Source organism: Actinoplanes couchii, from assembly GCF_016862075.1.
Classification (GTDB): Bacteria; Actinomycetota; Actinomycetes; order Mycobacteriales; family Micromonosporaceae; genus Actinoplanes; species Actinoplanes couchii.
Window position 1 is genome coordinate 123074 of the sequence record NZ_BOMG01000035.1, and the last position, 16497, is coordinate 139570.

The 16497-nt window shown below is 70.9% G+C and carries 14 protein-coding genes; 8 read left to right on the forward strand and 6 right to left on the reverse strand.

All coding sequences use genetic code 11. The features are described from left to right. Positions 1-30: 30 nt before the first annotated feature. The 4 genes from Aco03nite_RS11800 to Aco03nite_RS11815 form a co-directional block, all read right to left on the reverse strand. The gene (locus Aco03nite_RS11800; RefSeq protein ID WP_203795155.1) at positions 31-1563 is read right to left on the reverse strand and encodes a sensor histidine kinase; all 1533 of its coding nucleotides are present in this window, start codon (positions 1561-1563) and stop codon (positions 31-33) included. A gap of 55 nt (positions 1564-1618) precedes the next feature. Next, the gene (locus Aco03nite_RS11805; protein WP_203795083.1) at positions 1619-2332 is read right to left on the reverse strand and encodes a response regulator transcription factor; all 714 of its coding nucleotides are present in this window, start codon (positions 2330-2332) and stop codon (positions 1619-1621) included. Between the two features lie 75 nt (positions 2333-2407). After that, entirely contained in the window at positions 2408-3202 is a 795-nt protein-coding gene (locus tag Aco03nite_RS54030) for a lysophospholipid acyltransferase family protein (RefSeq protein WP_203795084.1), read from the reverse strand. Further along, a complete protein-coding gene (locus Aco03nite_RS11815) occupies positions 3199-3960 on the reverse strand; it encodes a GNAT family N-acetyltransferase (RefSeq protein ID WP_203795085.1) in 762 nt (253 codons plus the stop codon). The genes Aco03nite_RS54030 and Aco03nite_RS11815 overlap by 4 nt, the downstream gene beginning before the upstream one ends. A gap of 93 nt (positions 3961-4053) precedes the next feature. Here Aco03nite_RS11815 and Aco03nite_RS11820 point away from each other — a divergent pair, with 93 nt between their 5' ends. From Aco03nite_RS11820 to Aco03nite_RS11850, 7 genes are all read left to right on the forward strand, one after another. After that, positions 4054-4719, forward strand: coding sequence for a hypothetical protein (locus Aco03nite_RS11820; protein ID WP_203795086.1), 666 nt, complete (start codon positions 4054-4056; stop codon positions 4717-4719). 208 nt (positions 4720-4927) lie between these two features. Beyond that, the gene (locus Aco03nite_RS11825; RefSeq protein WP_203795087.1) at positions 4928-5848 is read left to right on the forward strand and encodes an ABC transporter ATP-binding protein; all 921 of its coding nucleotides are present in this window, start codon (positions 4928-4930) and stop codon (positions 5846-5848) included. Continuing rightward, complete coding sequence (locus tag Aco03nite_RS11830; protein WP_203795088.1) at positions 5845-6654, forward strand: ABC transporter permease; 810 nt, start codon at positions 5845-5847, stop codon at positions 6652-6654. The genes Aco03nite_RS11825 and Aco03nite_RS11830 overlap by 4 nt, the downstream gene beginning before the upstream one ends. Before the next feature lie 189 nt (positions 6655-6843). Then, positions 6844-10554, forward strand: coding sequence for a multifunctional oxoglutarate decarboxylase/oxoglutarate dehydrogenase thiamine pyrophosphate-binding subunit/dihydrolipoyllysine-residue succinyltransferase subunit (locus Aco03nite_RS11835; RefSeq protein WP_203795156.1), 3711 nt, complete (start codon positions 6844-6846; stop codon positions 10552-10554). 58 nt (positions 10555-10612) lie between these two features. Beyond that, positions 10613-10789, forward strand: coding sequence for a DUF6104 family protein (locus tag Aco03nite_RS11840; protein ID WP_173476669.1), 177 nt, complete (start codon positions 10613-10615; stop codon positions 10787-10789). 68 nt (positions 10790-10857) lie between these two features. Beyond that, on the forward strand, positions 10858-12930 hold the full coding sequence (pta, locus tag Aco03nite_RS11845) for a phosphate acetyltransferase (RefSeq protein ID WP_373872593.1): 2073 nt from the start codon (positions 10858-10860) through the stop codon (positions 12928-12930). Positions 12931-13019: 89 nt separating this feature from the next. Beyond that, positions 13020-14132 carry an acetate/propionate family kinase gene (locus Aco03nite_RS11850; protein ID WP_203795090.1) on the forward strand — a complete coding sequence of 371 codons (1113 nt, stop codon included), beginning with the start codon at positions 13020-13022 and terminating at the stop codon, positions 14130-14132. Here the strand turns inward: Aco03nite_RS11850 and Aco03nite_RS11855 are convergent. After that, the gene (locus Aco03nite_RS11855) at positions 14121-14282 is read right to left on the reverse strand and encodes a hypothetical protein (RefSeq protein ID WP_203795091.1); all 162 of its coding nucleotides are present in this window, start codon (positions 14280-14282) and stop codon (positions 14121-14123) included. The two genes, Aco03nite_RS11850 and Aco03nite_RS11855, sit on opposite strands and share 12 nt — an antisense overlap. 125 nt (positions 14283-14407) lie before the next feature. Between Aco03nite_RS11855 and Aco03nite_RS11860 the strand changes: the two genes are divergently transcribed. Further along, complete coding sequence (locus Aco03nite_RS11860) at positions 14408-15250, forward strand: alpha/beta hydrolase family protein (protein ID WP_203795092.1); 843 nt, start codon at positions 14408-14410, stop codon at positions 15248-15250. A gap of 98 nt (positions 15251-15348) precedes the next feature. On the opposite strand, the gene Aco03nite_RS11865 is transcribed toward Aco03nite_RS11860, so the two are convergent. Then, the gene (locus Aco03nite_RS11865; RefSeq protein WP_203795093.1) at positions 15349-16290 is read right to left on the reverse strand and encodes a zinc-binding dehydrogenase; all 942 of its coding nucleotides are present in this window, start codon (positions 16288-16290) and stop codon (positions 15349-15351) included. Between the last annotated feature and the right edge of the window lie 207 nt (positions 16291-16497).

Consider the following 16497-nt stretch of genomic DNA (forward strand, 5'->3'; position numbering starts at 1 on the left):
TCTGCCCCGTCGGACTCGTACCGAACTGTGTTACCCCTGGACGTTTTCTGTGAAGCTTTTATCCGGATTTATGGTCGGCAAAGTGACCCGGAACGTGGCTCCACGGCCCGCTTCGGACTCAACCTCCACGGAACCTTGGTGCGCCCTGACGATGGCCGCCACGATCGCGAGCCCCAGACCGGTGCCGGTGGCCTCTCGATCGGTCTTGCGGGTGCGTGCCTCGTCCACCCGGTAGAAGCGCTCGAAGACCCGCTCGGTCTGCTCCGGGTTCAGCCCCGGGCCGGTGTCCGACACCTCGATCACCGCGGTGTCCCCCTCACCGGCGAACAACCGCAGCGTCACCGAAGCCTCCGGCGGCGTGTGCACCAGCGCGTTGGTGACCAGGTTGCCGATCACCTGACGGAGCCGCGCGTCGTCCCCGTCCGCCACCAGGCGCTCCGGCTCGTCACGGATCTCCAGGTTCACCTCGCGCTCCGGCGCGGTGGCCTGGGCGGCCTGCACCGCGTCCATCGCTAGCACCGGCAGCTCGACCGGCGCCAGGGTGAGCGGCCGCTCCCGGTCCAGCCGGGCGAGCAGCAGCAGGTCCTCGACGAGCAGGCCCATCCGGGAGGCCTCGTCCTCGATCCGGCGGACCAGCCGGGCCACCTGCTCCGGATCGGAGACGGCGCCCTGCCGGTACAGCTCGGCGAACCCGCGGATGGTGGTCAGCGGGGTGCGCAGCTCGTGCGAGGCGTCCGCGACGAACTGGCGCATCTTCTGTTCCGACTCCACCGCCCGCGACTCGGAGCGCTGGGCGGCGTCGGCGTTGTCCCGGGCGATCTGCTCGGCGGCCCGCGCGGCCTGCTCGGACAGCGCCCGGGCGATGAACGCCGACTCGATCTGGGCGAGCATCGCGTTCAGCGCGTTGGAGAGCCGGCCCAGCTCGGTGGTGGGCTCACCCTGCTCCTCCGGGTCGGGCACCCGCTGGGTGAGGTCGCCGGCCGCGATCCGGGCCGCGGTGCGCTCGATCTGACCGAGCGGGACCAGGGTCTGCCGGACCAGAGCGGCGCCGATGGTGGCCAGCGCGATCAGCACGCCCACCCCGACCAGGAAGTCCACCCAGATCAGCCGGGCGATGACCGCGTCGACACCGGTCATCATCTGCGCGACGTGCAGCACGTCGCCGTTGTCCAGCCGGGTGACCACCACCCGCCAGACGTAGTCACCGTTCTTGGAGCGGACCGTGAACGGGCCGGTGATGTGCTCGCTGACGTCGTCGACCCCGACGTACAGCTGCGGAAGCTCGTCGATGCTGAGCTGGGTCTTGTCATAGGAGTGGACGCCGACACCGCTCACCGAGGTCTGGGCCACGTAGTAGTCGGGTGGGAGGAAGACGTCCACCCGCCGGTCCTGGTTGATCACCTCGACCGCGTCCTGCGCGAACGACTTGAGCTGCGCGTCCATCCGCTCGAGCATGAACCGGTTCAACGCGAAGGTGCTGGACGCGCTGATCAGGGCCAGCGCCGCGAAGACCAGGCAGAGCACCGAGGCGACGAGCTTGGTCCGCAGGGAGATCTTGCGCATGTTGGGCTGGCGGGGAAGCGCTGTGCGGACCCGCTCGGCGATGCTCACGGCGGGCCTAGACGGCTGGCTTACGAAGGACGTAGCCCACACCGCGCAGCGTATGGATCAGCCGGGGCTGGACGTTGTCGACCTTGCGGCGCAGATAGGAGATGTACGACTCGACGATGTTGTCGTCACCGCGGAAGTCGTATTTCCACACGTGGTCCAGGATCTGCGCCTTGGAGAGGACCCGGTTGGCGTTCAGCATCAGATAACGCAGCAGCTTGAACTCGGTCGGCGAGAGCTGCACCCGGCTGCCGGCCCGGTAGACCTCGTGCGTCTCCTCGTCCAGCTCCAGGTCGGCGAAGACCAGCCGGGAGGGCTGCTCGTCACCGGCGTTGGTGCGGCGCAGCACGGCCCGGATGCGGGCGGTGAGCTCCTCCAGGCTGAACGGTTTCGTCACGTAGTCGTCGCCGCCCAGGGTCAGGCCGCGGATCTTGTCATCGGTGCCGTCGCGGGCGGTCAGGAAGACCACCGGGGTCCGCTGCCCGCCCTCACGCATCAGCCTGATCACCTCGAAGCCATCCAGATCGGGCAGCATCACGTCGAGGACGACCAGGTCGGGAGTGGCGTTGCGGGCGGCGCTGACGGCGGCGCTGCCGCTGGTCGCGGTGGTCACCTCGAACCCGGCGAAACGCAGGCTGGCGGAGAGCAGCTCGAGGATGTTCGCGTCGTCCTCGACGACGAGGAGCTTGGCCTCACTCTGCTTGGGCTGGGTCTGGGTAGCCATGCCGCCCAGTATTTCCCCAGCCGCTGCGGCTTGCCTGCGCACTCGCTGAAAATTTTCTGTGAGCCTGGTCGGTGTTCATGCGGCCAGGTGATATCCCCCACCCGCCAGGCTGGACTGGGCCGCCCGGGCCAGCACCCGCCGGTCGGCGGTGGTCTCCGGGCGCAACGCCGGGGCCGCCACCAGGGTCAGCGTCAGCTCCCGGACCCGGGCCACCCGCAGCACCGACTCCCCGAGCGTCTCCTCGCCGAGGAACGACGCCTCGGGCGAGTCGTAGCCGACCGACACCGGCACCACCCGGGCGCCCGCGTCGATCGCCGCCTGGAACAGCGCGGGACGGAACCGGCCCCGGTCGGGACCGCAGAACGTCGTACCCTCCGGAAAGAGAGCGACCGAGCGCCCGGCCCGCAGCGACGCGGCGACCTCGGCCACCGTCCCGGGCAGGGATCTCGGCCGGTTCCGGTCGATGAACAGCGAGCCGATCCGCTCCGACGCCCACCCGACACCGGGCCAGGACCGCACGTCGTGCTTGGCGACCACCCGCACCGGCAGCACCGCGGCCAGCGCCACCGGGTCCAGCCAGGACACGTGGTTCGCCACCAGCAGGCTGCCCGGGCGCGGCAGCGGGCCCCGCCACACCAGCCGGATCCCGAGGGCCGCGAGGATGGCGCGACTCAGCATCCCCACCGCGGCGCCACGCAGCAGCGCGGCCGGCAGCACCCCCAGCAGCAGTACGCCCACCAGAGCCGTCACCCGCACGGCGACCCGCACCGGACCGGACCGGCGCTCGCCACCCGGACGGCACCGGTCGCCGCAGTCCGAGGCCGGCTGCCACAGCGTGGAGAGCCGGGGAGACAGGGCGGGGGCGGTCATCGCGTCGCGCCCAGGAAATGCCGGCGGTACCGCGGGTCCAGCCGGTCCATCGAGAACAGCACGTAGAAGTCGGCGCAGTCGAAGTCGGCGTCGTAGGCCGGCTCGCCGCACACCCAGCTACCCAGCCGCAGGTAGCCCTTGAGCAGCGCGGGCACCGTCACCTTCGGGTCGGCCACCAGGTCGTCGGCGGGCACCCACGGCCGGCGCGGGCGGACCCGCAGCGCGGGCGGGGACAGGTGCTTGTTGTTGACCCGGGCGCGGACGCCGGCCGCGAGGGCGCCGCCGTCGGCGAGCGGCACCGAGGCGCAGCCACCGAGCCAGCGCAGGTTGTTGAGGTGCATGTACCGGGCGATGCCGGCCCACATCAGGTTGACCACGGCGCCGGAGCGGTGGTCCGGGTGGACGCAGGAGCGGCCGGTCTCGACCAGGTGGTCACGCAGCGGGCGCAGCGCGCTCAGGTCGAACTCCGAGTCGGCGTACCGGCGGCCGGCCAGTTCGGCGGCCCGCGGCGGCAGCATCCGGTAGGTGCCGACCACGTCACCGGTCGCGTCGTCGCGGACGATCAGGTGGTCGCAGAAGGCGTCGAACTCGTCCGCGTCGACCCCCTCGGCGGTGCCCTGGAGACGGGCGCCGAGTTCACCGGCGAAGACGTCGTGGCGCAGTCGCTGCGCGGCCTCGACCAGGCTGGGGTCGTCGGCGAGGATCAGGGTGTAGCCGCTGGTCCCGGTGGGTGCGGCGGCGGTCATCAGAACTGCCATGTGATCTGTGTAAGGCCGATGTCTGCCGATGGCGTGTCGCGACAGGTGGCGATGTGTGACCGGTTGATGAACGACGTGTGCGATGGTCGGGAGATGCGTATCCCGGCACGTTTCAACGGTCCTCCCGGCACCGGCAACGGCGGTTGGTGCGCGGGGGTGTTCGCCCTGGCCGGCGGGGCCGCGATCGGTGGTCCGGCGGTTCAGGTGACGCTGCGGGTGCCGCCTCCACTGGAGACCTCGCTGGAGCTGCGGGACGGCTCGGTGTTCGCCGGGGGAACCCTGGTCGCCGAGGTGGCCGCCGGGACCGCGATCGCCGGGGCGGTGCCGCCGGTCCCGTTCGACGAGGCGGTCGCCGCGTCCCGGGGCTACCCCGGGTTCGCCCACCATCCCTTCCCGACGTGTTTCGTCTGCGGGCCGGACCGCGCGCCCGGTGACGGCCTGCGGATCTTCCCCGGACCGCTGCCGGACGGCCGGACCGCGGCGCCGTGGACGGTCCCGGCCGACGTCACCGCGGAGACGGTGTGGGCCGCCCTGGACTGCCCGGGCGGCTGGTCGGCGATCGGCTCCTCCGGGCGGGCCTTCCTGCTCGGCCGGATCACCGCCGAGGTGACCGCGCTGCCCGAGCCGGGCGCCGGGTGCGTGGTGGCCGGCGCGCTGTCCGGCCTCGACGGCCGCAAGGCGACTGTCGACTCCACGGTGTACGGGCCGGACGGTGAGCGGCTCGCCACCGCACGTGCCGTCTGGCTCGCGGTGATCTAGGTCCTGTGTGGCAGACCTCGTGGGAGCGAGGCGAGGTCCAGGTGGTGGCTGGCGTCAGCCGGACAAAGGTCGCATACCGGTGTTGTATGTAACCTTTGTTCGGATGCCGTCAGGCGCCGGCTTGGCCACGCCGCAGCCCCACGAGGTCTACCACACAGGACCTAGTAGGTTGGGCGACTTCAGCTCACCGGGGAAGGAGCAGTCGCAGATGAGCCAGCCGGGCTATGAGGGGATCACCGTCGAGCACCTGACCAAGCAGTACCACCGGGTGCGCGCCGTCGACGACCTCTCCTTCACCGTGCACCCGGGCCGGGTCACCGGCTTCCTCGGCCCGAACGGGGCCGGCAAGACCACCGCGCTGCGGATGATCCTGGGACTGGTCACGCCGACCGCCGGCACCGCCACCGTCGGCGGCGCGCGCTACGTCGATCTGCCCGACCCGCTGCGGCACGTCGGCGCGGTCCTGGAGGCGTCCAGCGCGCACCGCGGCCGCAGCGCCCGCAACCATCTGCGGGTGATCTGCCGGGCGGCCGGCCTGCCCGACTCCCGGGCCGACGAGGTCCTCACCATGGTCGGGCTGAACACCGTCGGCACCCGCAAGTTCAAGGGTTACTCGCTGGGCATGAAGCAGCGGCTGGGCATCGCCGCGGCGATGCTCGGCGACCCGCGCGTGCTGATCCTGGACGAGCCCACCAACGGGCTCGACCCGGAGGGCATCCGGTGGATGCGCGACCTGCTCAGGGCACTGGCCGCCGAGGGCCGCACGGTGCTGGTCTCCAGCCACCTGCTCGCCGAGATGCAGCAGCTCGCCGACGACGTGGTGATCATCGCGGCCGGCCGGCTGATCCGGCAGGGCCCGGTCGCCGAGGTGCTCGGCAACACCGCCGGCGCCGCCCGGGTCCGGGTGCGCACGCCGCAGGCCGAGCAGCTGGCCGCCGTGCTCCGCGACGCGCAGCTGCAGGTCAGCGCCGATCCGGACGGGGCGCTGCGGGTCTTCGGCGCCGATCCGGCCCGGGTCGGTCAGCTCGCCTTCGCCGCCGGGGTGGAACTGCACGAGCTGATCGGGGAGAACGCCGATCTGGAGCGGGCCTTCCTGGAACTGACTGCCGGAAAGGCTGGCGCCCGATGAACCTCATCCGTGCCGAGCTGCTGAAACTCCGTACGACATCGATGTGGTGGATCTTCGCCGTCATCCTGCTGCCGCTCTGGGGACTGGCTGTCGGTTACAACTGGCTGGCCGCCGAGGTGACCCTGTCCACCGACGGCCCGCTGGGCGGCGGCGACATGGGCTTCGGCTCCCTGGAACGGGTCGTGGCCGGCCTCTACACCAGCGGGCAGTTCTCCGGGGTGCTGCTGGTGATGCTGCTCAGCGCGATCCTGGTGACCAGCGAGTTCTTCCACCTGACCGCGACCTCGACGTTCCTGGCCACCCCGCGCCGCGAGCTGGTGATCGCGGCCAAGATGGTGATCGGGGTGCTCGTCGCCCTGACCTTCTGGCTGATCACCACGGTGCTCAACCTGGCCGTCGGCCCGCTGGTGCTCAGCGGCCTGGGCGCGTCGGCGCACCTGGACGCGCCGGAGGTCTGGCAGGCGATCGCGCTCAACGGCCTGGTCCACGTGCTGTGGTCGCTGGTCGGCGTCGGCGCCGGGGTGCTGATCCGCAGCCAGATCGGCGCGGTGATCACGCTGGCCGTCGTCTACATCATCGGCACCCAGGTGCTCCAGGTGGTGTTCTTCGCGCTCAGCACCTATGTCTGGGAGCCGTTCCTGGCCCTGCGGATCCTGGTGCCGACCCTGGCGTCGGACCTGTTGATCTCCGGGCCGCAGCTGGCCGAGGACCCGCCGCGCTGGGTCGGTGGCCTGATCCTCGTCGGTTACGCCGCGATCACCTCGATCGTCGGTACGCTGATCACCAAGCAGCGGGACATTTCGTAAAGCCCGAACGGTGACCTGTCTCTCATCACCGCGGCTCGTCCCACCTCATCGGCCCTGTTGTCCACAGGGCGTGGGACGTCCGCACCGACTGCGCTCGCGCACGGCGTAGCCTGGACACCGAATCCCACCCGTCCCGCGTGACGAGGCGGTCACGTGATGACAAAACCGGTGAAAGAGGCGAACGCGGCAGTGTCGACGCAGCAGACTTCGCAGGACAATCCACTCGCGGACTTCGGCCCCAACGAGTGGATCGTCGATGAGATGTACCAGCGCTATCTGGCCGACCCGACCAGTGTCGACCCCGCGTGGCACGATTTCTTCGCTGATTACAAGCCGGCGGCGGCTCAGGGCTCGATCGCCACCCCGGCTGAGGCGACGGCGGCCACCGCGAAGGCCACCGCGGCGAAAGCGGGCACGGACGCCCCCGCCGCCTCGACCGTCGCCCCGGCGAAACCGGTCACCCCGCCCGCCGCCAAGCCGGCCGCGGCTCCCGCTCCGGTGGCCAAGCCGGCCGCCAAGCCCGCGGCCGCCGCTCCGGCGCCGAGCGGTGCGAAGACCGTCCCGCTGCGCGGTGTGGCCGGCAAGATCGTGCAGAACATGGAGGCCTCCCTCCAGGTGCCCACCGCCACGTCGGTGCGCTCGGTCCCGGCCAAGCTGATGGTCGACAACCGCATCGTCATCAACAACCACCTCTCCCGTGGCCGGGGCGGCAAGGTCAGCTTCACCCACCTGATCGGCTGGGCCCTGGTCCGCGCGGTCGTCGCGCACCCGGAGATGAACAACACCTACGCCGAGATCGACGGCAAACCCACCCTGGTGCAGCCGGAGCACGTCAACCTCGGCATCGCGATCGACCTGGTGAAGAAGGACGGGTCGCGCACGCTGGTGGTCCCGTCGGTCAAGAAGTGCGAGACGCTCGACTTCCGCGGCTTCTGGCAGGCATATGAGGACATCGTCCGCCGGGCCCGCCGCAACGAGCTGACCATGGACGACTACGCCGGCACCACGATCTCGCTGACCAACCCGGGCGGCATCGGCACGGTCCACTCGATCCCCCGCCTGATGAACGGGCAGAGCGCCATCATCGGCGTCGGCGCGATGGAGTACCCCGCGCCCTACGCCGGCATGAGCGACGAGATGCTCACCGACCACGGCGTGAGCAAGGTCACCACGCTGACCAGCACCTACGACCACCGGGTCATCCAGGGCGCGCAGTCCGGCGAGTTCCTCAAGGTGATGCACGAGCTGCTGCTCGGCAACCATGGCTTCTACGACGAGATCTTCACGTCGCTGCGGATTCCGTACGAGCCGGTCCGCTGGGTCCGCGACGTGGCCCGCACCTCCGAGGGGCAGATCAGCAAGGCGGCCCGGGTCGTCGAGCTGATCCACGCCTACCGGGTGCGCGGTCACCTGATGGCCGACACCGACCCGCTCGAGTTCACCATCCGCAAGCACCCCGACCTGGACGTCCTCCAGCACGGTCTGACCCTGTGGGACCTGGACCGCAGCTTCCCGGTCGGCGGCTTCGCCGGCAAGGAGAAGCTGAAGCTACGTGACGTGCTCGGCGTGCTGCGGGACAGCTACTGCCGCCGCATCGGCATCGAGTACATGCACATCCAGGACCCGGAGGAGCGCCGCTGGGTCCAGGAGCGCATCGAGGTCAAGTACGCCAAGCCGGACACCGAGGAGCAGAAGCACATCCTGCACCGGCTGAACGCGGCCGAGGCGTTCGAGACCTTCCTGCAGACCAAGTTCGTCGGGCAGAAGCGGTTCTCGCTGGAGGGCGGCGAGTCGCTGATCCCGCTGCTGGACGCGGTGCTGCAGGACTCCGCCGAGGCGGGGCTGGACGAGATGGTGATCGGCATGGCCCACCGCGGCCGGCTGAACGTGCTCACCAACATCGTCGGCAAGCCGTACGAGAAGATCTTCAACGAGTTCGAGGGTCAGATGGACCCGAAGACCGCGCACGGTTCCGGCGACGTGAAGTACCACCTGGGCCAGACCGGGAAGTACACCACGCCGGACGGCGAGTTCTCCACCACCGTCAGCGTGGTCGCGAACCCGTCGCACCTGGAGGCCGTCGACCCGGTCCTGGAGGGCATCGTCCGGGCCAAGCAGGACCGCCTGGACCTCGGTCTGCACGGCTACACGGTGCTGCCGCTGCTGATCCACGGCGACGCCGCGTTCGCCGGTCAGGGTGTGGTCGCCGAGACGCTGAACCTCTCCCAGCTGCGGGGTTACCGCACCGGCGGCACGATCCACGTGATCGTGAACAACCAGGTCGGCTTCACCACCGCGCCGGAGTACAGCCGGTCCACGATGTACTCGACCGACGTCGCCCGGATGGTCGAGGCGCCGATCTTCCACGTCAACGGCGACGACCCGGAGGCAGTGGTCCGGGTCGCGAAGCTGGCGTTCGAGTACCGCCAGACGTTCAACAAGGACGTCGTGATCGACATGATCTGCTACCGCCGCCGTGGTCACAACGAGGGCGACGACCCGTCGATGACCAACCCGCGGATGTACCAGATCATCGACACCAAGCGCAGCGTGCGCAAGCTCTACACCGAGGAGCTGATCGGCCGCGGCGACATCACCGTGCAGGAGGCCGAGGAGCAGCTGCGCGACTACCAGGGCCGTCTCGAGGAGGTCTTCAAGGCCACCCGCGACACCACCGGCACCCCGCCCCGGCCGCGCATCATCGCCGAGGAGCCGGAGCCCGAGGTGGAGTCGGCGATCGACCCGAGCGTGGTCCGCGCCGTCGGCCAGTCGCACGTCGAGCTGCCCGAGGGCTTCACCCCGCACAAGCGGGTCCAGCAGCTGCTCGACCGGCGGGCCAAGATGTCCACCGACGGCGGCATCGACTGGGGCTTCGGTGAGCTGATCGCGTTCGGTTCGCTGCTGGCCCAGGGCGTCACGGTCCGGCTCGCCGGTCAGGACTCCCGGCGGGGCACCTTCACCTCGCGGCACGCGGCCATCGTCGACTCGGTCACCGGCAAGGACTTCCTGCCGATCGGCACGCTGGCCACCGGCAGCGCCCGGTTCTTCGTGCACGACTCGCTGCTGTCCGAGTACGCCGCGATGGGCTTCGAGTACGGCTACTCGGTGGAGAACCCGGACGCGCTGGTGCTCTGGGAGGCCCAGTTCGGTGACTTCGTCAACGGCGCCCAGTCGATCGTGGACGAGTTCCTCTCCTCCGGCGAGGTGAAGTGGGGCCAGCAGTCGTCGCTGGTGCTGCTGCTCCCGCACGGCATGGAGGGGCAGGGCCCGGACCACTCGTCCGGCCGCCCGGAGCGGTTCCTGCAGCTCTGCGCGCAGGACAACATGCGGGTGGCGAACCCGACCACCCCGGCGAACTACTTCCACCTGCTGCGCCGTCAGGCCCTGTCCACCAAGCGCAAGCCGCTGGTGGTCCTCTCGCCGAAGTCGCTGCTGCGGCACAAGCTGGCGGTCTCCCAGGTGAACGACTTCACCCAGGGCGCGTTCCAGCCGGTGATCGGCGACGCCGGGGTCAACGGCCAGCCGCTGGACGCCGCGTCGGTGAAGCGGGTGCTGCTCTGCTCCGGCAAGGTCTACTACGACCTGTTCCAGGCCCGGGCCGAGCGCGGTATCACCGACACCGCGATCATCCGGATGGAGCAGATCTACCCGCAGCCGGTCGAGGAGCTGAAGGCGATCCTGGCGCAGTACCCGAACGCCGAGGACTTCGCCTGGGTCCAGGAGGAGCCGGCCAACCAGGGCGCCTGGTCGTTCGTGGCGCTCAACATGCTGGAGCACCTGGAGGGGGTCCGCCTGCGCCGGATCTCCCGCCCGGCCGCGGCCGCTCCGGCCGTCGGCTCGGCCAAGATGCACGACGCCGAGCAGGCCGCGCTGATCGAGGCGGCGCTGCCGCGCCCGTGACAGTGAAGTAGTGAGGGGCCGCTCCGGGAGACCGGGGCGGCCCTTTTACGATCCAGGCATGTACTTCACCGACCGCGGTATCGAGGAACTGGTCCAGCGACGTGGCGAGGAGACCGTCACGCTGGAGTGGCTCGGCGAGCAGCTGCGCACCTTCGTCGACATGAACCCGGAGTTCGAGACCCCGATCGAGCGTCTCGCCACCTGGCTGGCGCGCGACGACGAGGACGACGAGTAACCGGCCTCACGCGGTAGTCGGGACTTTCGACCCGGCCGGGCAGGTTCCGGGCAGGTAGTTTGAGACCCGTGGCACGCAGCGTCTACGTAGCGGGCTTGGGCCCGTCCGTTGGTAAGGGGACCGTGGCTCTCGGCATCGTCGAGCTGCTCTCCCGTCAAGTGGCTAAGGTGGCCGTCTTCCGGCCACTGGTCTCCGGGACAGGCGAGGATCCGTTGCTCGCCGTCCTGCGCGACCGATACCCCGGCCCGGTCGGGGTGGAGGAGTCGTTCGGCGCGACCCTGGCCGAGGCCGGGGCGCTGGTCGCCGACGGCCGGCGCGAGGAGCTGATCGGCCGGATCGTCGAGCGCTACCGCGAGGTCGAGCGGCGCAGCAGCGCCGTGGTGATCATCGGCAGCGACTTCACCGACAAACCCGGTGAGGGTCACGACGAGCTGCCCCGGGAGCTGGCCTTCAACGCCCGGCTGGCGACCGAGTTCGGCAGCGTGGTGATCCCGGTGGTCAGCGGCGAGGGCCGGACCAGGGAGTCGCTCGCGGCGGCCGCCCGTAGTGCGTACCACTCGCTTGTCGATCTGGGTTCGACCGTCGTCGCGGTGATCGCCAACCGGGTGCCGGACGGTGTCTCCCCCGGCGTGCCGGACGGGCTGCCGGTGCCGTTCTGGGCCGTCCCGGAGGTCCCGGCCATCGCCGCCCCGACGGTGGGCGAGGTCGCGAGGGCGCTGGACGCCACGGTGCTCGCCGGCCCGGCCGGGTCGCTGGAGCGCGACGTGCTGGACTACGTGGTCGGCGCCGGGCACGTGCCGACCGTGCTGGGCGCCCTGACCGACGGGGCACTGCTGATCACCGCCGGCGACCGGGCCGACCTGCTGGTGGCCGCCAGCGCCGCGCACGCGGCCGGCAACGTCACCCTGGCCGGTCTGGTGCTCACCCTCGGCCAGTCCGCCGACGAGCGGGCCGTCAAGGTCATCGAGCGCCTCAACACCGGCCTGGCCATGCTGGTCACCAAGTCGGACAGCTATCACACGATCGCCGCCGCCGACCGGATCGAGGCGCAGCTCAGCACCCCACGCAAGATCGAGGCGGCGCTCGGTGTCTTCGAGGAGAGCGTGGACACCGCCGAGCTGTCCCGGCTGCTCGACGTGGCCCGGTCCAGCCGGGTCACCCCGCTGATGTTCGAGAACGACCTGATCGACCGGGCCCGCGCCGACCGTCGGCACCTGGTCCTGCCGGAGGGCACCGAGGAGCGCATCCTGCGGGCCACCGAGACCCTGCTGCGGCGGGGCGTGGCCGACCTGACCCTGCTCGGCGACCCCGACGAGATCAACCGCCGGGCCCGGGAGATCGGCGTGGAGATCGGCGGGGCCCGGCTGGTGGACCCGGCGACGTCGTCGCTGCGGGAGGAATTCGCGGTTCGGTACGCGGAGATCCGCAAGCACCGGGGTGTGACCCTGGATCTGGCGTACGACGTGGTGCGGGATGTGAACTACTTCGGCACCCTGATGGTCGCGCAGGGCCTCGCCGACGGCATGGTCTCCGGCGCCACCCACACCACGGCCGCGACGATCCGCCCGGCCTTCGAGATCATCAAGACGGTGCCCGGCCTGACCGTGGCGTCCAGTGTCTTCTTCATGCTGCTCGCCGACCGGGTGCTGGTCTACGGCGACTGCGCGGTCAACCCCGACCCGGACGCCGAGCAGCTCGCCGACATCGCGCTCTCCTCGGCGCAGACCGCCGCCGCGTTCGGCATCGAGCCGCGGGTGGCGATGCTCTCCTACTCCACCGGCAGCTCCGGCTCCGGCGCCGACGTGGACAAGGTGGCCGCGGCCACCGCCCTGGTCCGCGAACGCCGTCCGGACCTGCCGGTCGAGGGCCCGATCCAGTACGACGCGGCGATCGACCCGGCGGTGGCCGCGGCGAAACTGCCCGGCAGCGCGGTCGCCGGAAAGGCCACCGTCTTCGTGTTCCCGGACCTGAACACGGGCAACAACACGTACAAGGCGGTCCAGCGGTCGGCCAACGCGGTCGCGGTCGGCCCGGTGATGCAGGGTCTGCGGCGGCCGGTCAACGACCTGTCCCGGGGCGCGACGGTGAAGGACATCGTGAACACGGTCGCCATCACGGCGATCCAGGCGGGAGCACAGTGAACCTTTTTCAACCTGACTTCGCGCCCGACGCGCAAGGTCCGCAGCCCACCGCCGGGCAGTCCCGGCCTCGCCACGTTGAAAAAAGTTCAGTGACACGGGTACTCGTACTGAACAGTGGCTCGTCGTCGCTGCGGTACCGGCTCTTCGACGGCGACGACGTCCTGGCCAAGGGCCTGGTGCAGCGGATCGGCGAGTCCGGCGGGGACGCGGCCGACCACGGCGCGGCACTGCGCCGGCTGATGGACGAACTGGACCTGACCGGGCTGGCCGCGGTCGGGCACCGGGTGGTGCACGGCGGCGAGCGGTTCACCTCGGCCACCGTCGTCGACGACGACGTGCTGGCCGCGATCGAGGCGCTGATCCCGCTGGCGCCGCTGCACAACCCGGCCGCGGTCACCGGGCTACGGGTGGCCCGCGAACTGCTCCCGGACGTGCCGCAGGTGGCCGTCTTCGACACCGCGTTCCACTCGACGATCCCGCCGGAGGGCGCGCTCTGGGCGATCGACAGGCAGGTGGCCGCCAAGTGGGGGATCCGGCGCTACGGGTTCCACGGGACGTCCCACGCGTACGTCTCGCGGGAGACCGCCCGGATCCTCGGCAAGCCGGTCGCCGAGACCAACGTGATCACGCTGCACCTGGGCAACGGGGCCAGCGCGGCCGCCGTGCAGGGTGGCCGCAGTGTGGCCACCTCGATGGGACTGACCCCGCTGCCGGGCCTGGTGATGGGCACCCGGTCGGGTGACGTCGACCCGAGCCTGATCTTCCACCTGCACCGGGTGGCCGGGATGCCGCTCGACGAGATCGAGGACCTGCTCACCCGCCGGTCCGGGCTGCTGGGCCTGGCCGGGGACAACGATCTGCGGTCGGTGCAGGACCGGTTCGAGGCAGGCGATCCGGAGGCGACGCTCGCGTTCGACCTCTACTGTCGCCGGATTCGCGAGTACACCGGCTCCTACCTGGCCGTTCTCGGCCGGGTGGACGCGATCACCTTCACCGGCGGGGCCGGCGAGAACTCCCGGCCGGTCCGGGAACGGACGCTGGCCGGGCTCTCGGCGCTGGGCATCACGGTGGATCCGGAGCGCAACGCCCGCAACGACACGGTCATCTCGCCGGACGGCTCACCGATCACCGTGTGCGTGGTGCCGACCGAGGAGGAGCTCGAGATCGCCTCGGAGGCCCGCCGGGCTATCTCAGAGGATTAACCAGGCCAGCAGGCCGAGCACGATGATCGCGGCGACGCCGCCGATCACGTAGAACGGGACCTTGGACGACGCCTCGGAGTCGGGCGTCGTCCGGGTGAAGGCGCGGAACGCCTCGGTGTTGCCGCTGGGGTCGACGTGGTTGTCAGACATGGGAAGGACCCTAGCCAAACGGGTCAAGGATGGCGAAGCTCTGCACCTGTTCGGCGGAACCGGGTGTGATATCGGTGACCCGTCACTGACAGGTAACTCTGATCTTCGGCGGGCACAATGACCGCGTGTTACGTCGTCGCTCCTTCCTCTCCCTGGCCGCTCTCACGGGTCTCGCCGCCTGCTCCACCCCCTCGTCCGAGGGCTCGCCCGCAGCCTCGCCCTCGGCGATGCCGGAGCAGTCCACCGGTGTGACGACGCGGGAGCTGGAGTTCAACCGCGGTGGGGACCGTGCACTGCCGACGAAGGTGTGGCTGCCCGCCGGCAACGGCCCGTTTCCACTGATCTATTTCAGTCACGGGCTCACCTCGCAGCCCGATGACTACGCCGAGCTGCTGAGCTTCTGGGCGTCCGCCGGGTTCGTGGTGGCCGGCCCGAAATACCCGCACACCTGGTACCAGGCGGCCGAGTACGACGCCGACGACGTGGTGAACCAGCCGGCCGACGCCCAGTTCGTCATCACCGAGCTGCTGACCACACTGTCCGGCTCGATCGACCCGCAGCGGATCGCCGCCGCCGGGCACTCCGCCGGGGCGATCACCACGGTCGGGCTGTTCAGCGGCAGCCGGGACGAGCGGCTCAAAGCCGGGCTGCTGATCGCCGGGCGGCAGATGCCCCAGCCCGCCCCGTTCTCCGGTGACCCGGCGCCGCTGCTGTTCGTGCAGGGCAAGCTGGACGAGACGGTCACCTACGAGCAGGCGTACGGGGCGTACAACGAGGTCACCTGGCCCAAGGGCTTCCTGGAGATCCCGCAGGGCACCCACCTGCCCCACCGCGACCAGCCGCAGATGGTGGCCGAGACCACCACCGACTTCTGGCGCTGGGTCTTCAACAACGACGAGGCCGCCAAGGGCCGCATGCCGATCGACGCCTCGTCGACCAACGCGGGCCAGCTGACCAGCACTTTCTAGAGGACGCCGCCCTCGTTCCGGACGCCGCCCACCCGGCCTTCACCGCCACCTCCGTCCGGCCTCCCCACCACCACCGCTGAGGAGGCCGCTCGGCCTACTCAGAACTCCACCACCACCTTGCCGAAGACGTCTCCCTCGGCCAGGCGGGTGAAGGCGGCCGTGGTGTCGGCGAAGGGGAACGTCGAGTCGATCACCGGCTTGACCGTGCCCGCCGCGACCAGGTCCAGCAGGGCGGCCAACTCGTCCGGGGTGCCCATGCTGCTGCCCAGGATCTCCAGCTGCATGGCGAAGACCCGGCGCAGGTCCACGTCGGCCCGGTGCCCGGCGGTCGCGCCGCAGACCACGATCCGGGCGCCCGGCGCCGAACACTTCATCGAGTGGTCGAAGGTGGCCGCTCCGACCGACTCGATCACGATGTCGACCCGTTCCGGGAGCCGGGCGCCCGGCTCCACCGCGGTGGCCCCGAGCCGGCCGATCCGCTCCCGTTTCCCGGGGTCGCGGCTGGTGGCGTACACCCGCTTGCCCAGCGCGACGGCGAGTGCGACGGCCGCCGTCGCGACTCCCCCGCCCGCGCCCTGGACCAGCACCGACCCGGCCTCGGCGAGGCGGCCACGGACGACCAGCATCCGGTACGCCGTGAGCCAGGCGGTCGGCAGACAGGCCGCCTCGGCGAAGGAGACCCCGTCCGGGATCCGGACCAGGTTGCCGGGCGGCGCCGCCAGCCGCTCGGCCAGGGTGCCGGGATGGCGCTCGGAGAAGAGCGAGTAGCCACGCGGGTCGGCCTTGTCCTCCACCACCGGATAGACGGCGACCGCGTTGCCGTCCGGATCCAGCCCGGCGGCATCGCACCCGAGGACCATCGGCAGCCGGTCGGCGGGCAGGCCGACACCGCGCAGGGACCAGATGTCGTGGTGGTTGAGGGAGGCCGCCCGCACGTCGACGGGCACCCAGCCGTCCGGGACGACGAGCGGCAACTCCCCCAGGGTCAGGCCGCTGAGCGGCTCCTCCGGGTTGACGGCGGAAGCGAAGGCAGCACGCATCACCTGACCTTAGCGACCGTTAACGCCATGCGCCGCCCGCAGCCCGCCTTCTCCCGGCGCGCCCGGCGCCGACTCCCGGCCCGCCGCTGCCTCCCGGCCCGGCCCGCCGCTGCCTCCCGGCCCGGCCTGCCGCCGCCTCCCGGCCCGCCGGCGCCGGTGGCGGGAAGCAGGCCGGCCGGACCGTCGCTGTCCGCGTGGGCCCGGCCG

What these genes read in the sequence shown, in the direction of transcription:
- Aco03nite_RS11800 (WP_203795155.1), bottom strand. Translation starts at nt 1,563, where the DNA reads ATGCGCAAGATCTCCCTGCGGACCAAGCTCGTCGCCTCGGTGCTCTGC.
- Aco03nite_RS11805 (WP_203795083.1), bottom strand. Translation starts at nt 2,332, where the DNA reads ATGGCTACCCAGACCCAGCCCAAGCAGAGTGAGGCCAAGCTCCTCGTC.
- Aco03nite_RS54030 (WP_203795084.1), bottom strand. Translation starts at nt 3,202, where the DNA reads ATGACCGCCCCCGCCCTGTCTCCCCGGCTCTCCACGCTGTGGCAGCCG.
- Aco03nite_RS11815 (WP_203795085.1), bottom strand. Translation starts at nt 3,960, where the DNA reads ATGGCAGTTCTGATGACCGCCGCCGCACCCACCGGGACCAGCGGCTAC.
- Aco03nite_RS11820 (WP_203795086.1), top strand. Translation starts at nt 4,054, where the DNA reads ATGCGTATCCCGGCACGTTTCAACGGTCCTCCCGGCACCGGCAACGGC.
- Aco03nite_RS11825 (WP_203795087.1), top strand. Translation starts at nt 4,928, where the DNA reads ATGAGCCAGCCGGGCTATGAGGGGATCACCGTCGAGCACCTGACCAAG.
- Aco03nite_RS11830 (WP_203795088.1), top strand. Translation starts at nt 5,845, where the DNA reads ATGAACCTCATCCGTGCCGAGCTGCTGAAACTCCGTACGACATCGATG.
- Aco03nite_RS11840 (WP_173476669.1), top strand. Translation starts at nt 10,613, where the DNA reads ATGTACTTCACCGACCGCGGTATCGAGGAACTGGTCCAGCGACGTGGC.
- Aco03nite_RS11855 (WP_203795091.1), bottom strand. Translation starts at nt 14,282, where the DNA reads ATGTCTGACAACCACGTCGACCCCAGCGGCAACACCGAGGCGTTCCGC.
- Aco03nite_RS11865 (WP_203795093.1), bottom strand. Translation starts at nt 16,290, where the DNA reads ATGCGTGCTGCCTTCGCTTCCGCCGTCAACCCGGAGGAGCCGCTCAGC.